The 1,932-nt window shown below is 48.2% G+C and carries 2 protein-coding genes; both read right to left on the reverse strand.

Features of this window, described 5'->3' with window-relative positions; genetic code table 11:
• Positions 1 to 155: 155 nt before the first annotated feature.
• Positions 156 to 1,244: a tetratricopeptide repeat protein gene (locus S1OALGB6SA_RS03960; RefSeq protein ID WP_124032631.1), complete on the reverse strand. Its 1,089-nt coding sequence runs from the start codon at positions 1,242 to 1,244 to the stop codon at positions 156 to 158.
• The coding region (locus tag S1OALGB6SA_RS10135; RefSeq protein ID WP_195910289.1) for an RHS repeat-associated core domain-containing protein at positions 1,202 to 1,932 on the reverse strand (731 nt) is incomplete at its 5' end. The genes S1OALGB6SA_RS03960 and S1OALGB6SA_RS10135, both read right to left, overlap by 43 nt.

Below are 1,932 nucleotides of genomic sequence, written 5' to 3' on the forward strand. Positions count from 1 at the left end.
TGAAAATAAGGCGTGTTCTGTTTAGCCCCATGGCCATGGATGGCCTAAGGGCGGCCTGGCGAGGGGGCCGCGAGGGACTTTGTGCCGACTAATCGGTGGCCACCCCCCACTAGGGGTCACTACTTGCACGGGCCGCGAGGTTTCCTTGTGGCGAATTAGGGACTTGTGCTGTAGCTTGCAGCTTCTTGCTTTGCATTTTCCTTCTGCAAGCGTTGAAATAATACTTGTTTTGCAAAGAATTTTTCAAACTCTTCCACTGACTTTGGCCTGTATATCAGTGTGTATTTCTCCAAGCTAAGCCGATATTTCACATAGTAGTCGTAGGCTCTAGAGAGTTTGCCATGAAAATACTCGTAGAAGGCCATGTACATATGCGTGAGTGTGTCATTACTTATGATTGATTCAGCCTTATCTAGTAGTTCCTTGCCACCCTCCCAATCGCCCTGGACCATCTTGATGTATCCCAAATCGGCATAACACCAACTGGCGTTCTCATCCTTTGCCAGGAAGCTGTTGAAATGCTCTATTGCCATTTCATCGTATTCCATCTCGATAAGACGGTTGCCGTAGTACTTTGGGAATTCAATCTCGTCCGGGTCCATCTCCACGGCCTTCTGATAGTATTCCATCAGGGGTTCTAGACCTTCTAATTGGGAGAGTATAAGACCCTTGCGATTATAGTACCAAGCGTTATCGGGTGAAAGCTCTATGGCCTTCCCGTTTACCTCGTAGGCTTTCTCATACTCGCCAACACGATAATAGGAAGCTGCAAGACCGCCATAAGGATGACCTATCGGAGAGGTGTCATCAAAGAGTTCGACTGCTTTTTCCAAATAGAGAATAGAATTCTCAACATCGTCAGTCAAGCTGTAAGCACCACCTAGCATCAAAACTACTTCATATCTATCAGGTTTAAGCTCATAGGCCTTCTGGAAATCAGCAAGAAATCGCTTCACATTGTAGATAGGATCATCTCGTTGTAGATATACCCCGTGATAAAAATAATACTTAGCATCCCTTTTGGGTTCTTTGATTTCCGATTCTAGATACTTGGCAGCCTCTGAGTGACGTCCTTCCTGGGACATCTGATAAGCTGCTTCGTGTGTCTCGTTCAGCTTGACTTCTCTTCTCTGCGAGCATCCAGAGAAAACAAGCAGGAGAAGAAAGAACATCAAGTTATAAGGCACTTTCACGAAGAGTTTTACTGTAGCCACGATTCTGGCTTTGTAACTCCTATCGCCCACCCTGCACCTTCATTCATACCTTCCGACTTTCCATTCATCAATGTTGCAAAAGGCCCATCTTGGGTAGAGGCCTCCACTCCAACACCCGCCTTTACGCCTAGAGCGTCAAAGAGGTCCGCGCCAGCTTCAATCCCCAGGGTCATGGTCTCGCCACCATCGTTGGTAAGCGAAACACCTACTTTCACAACTTTGGCATCAAAGGTGGTTTCAATCCCATCAACTCCTATTGTTATAGGCATGCCCGCAAAATCCTGCAGGGCCTCAAACGCTCCTTCAGGAGTCATGCTACTACTTGGGGTGAAATTTACCCCATCCTTACTGACTTCCAAGGTTCCACCAATCAGCCCACCACCTGCCTGCAGGCCGATACTGCCGCTAACCTCCACATCGCCAGTTACCAGGTTGCTAACAAAGTTTCCAACCTGGCCTGCAGCATCTGCAACGGCTAGTACCCCCATAGCTGCAACACCTGCTATCATATTTCTCGCGTAGCCCTTTATCTTACTGGGTGACATGAATTCCCCAGTCGGGTCCACATAAAGCACCGGATTATTACTCGTATAGGAATACCAGTTGGTAGCCTCTATGACAGAGTAGCTCTGCTTAGGCTGCCATCCACCCTCTCCGTCGGACTCCATCGGGTTTATAAGCTCAAACCCGGCAGGGTCCGGGCTTATCCATCGGGAGG

The sequence above is a fragment of the Olavius algarvensis spirochete endosymbiont genome, assembly GCA_900608495.1.
Classification (GTDB): domain Bacteria; phylum Spirochaetota; class Spirochaetia; order DSM-2461; family DSM-2461; genus UBA2779.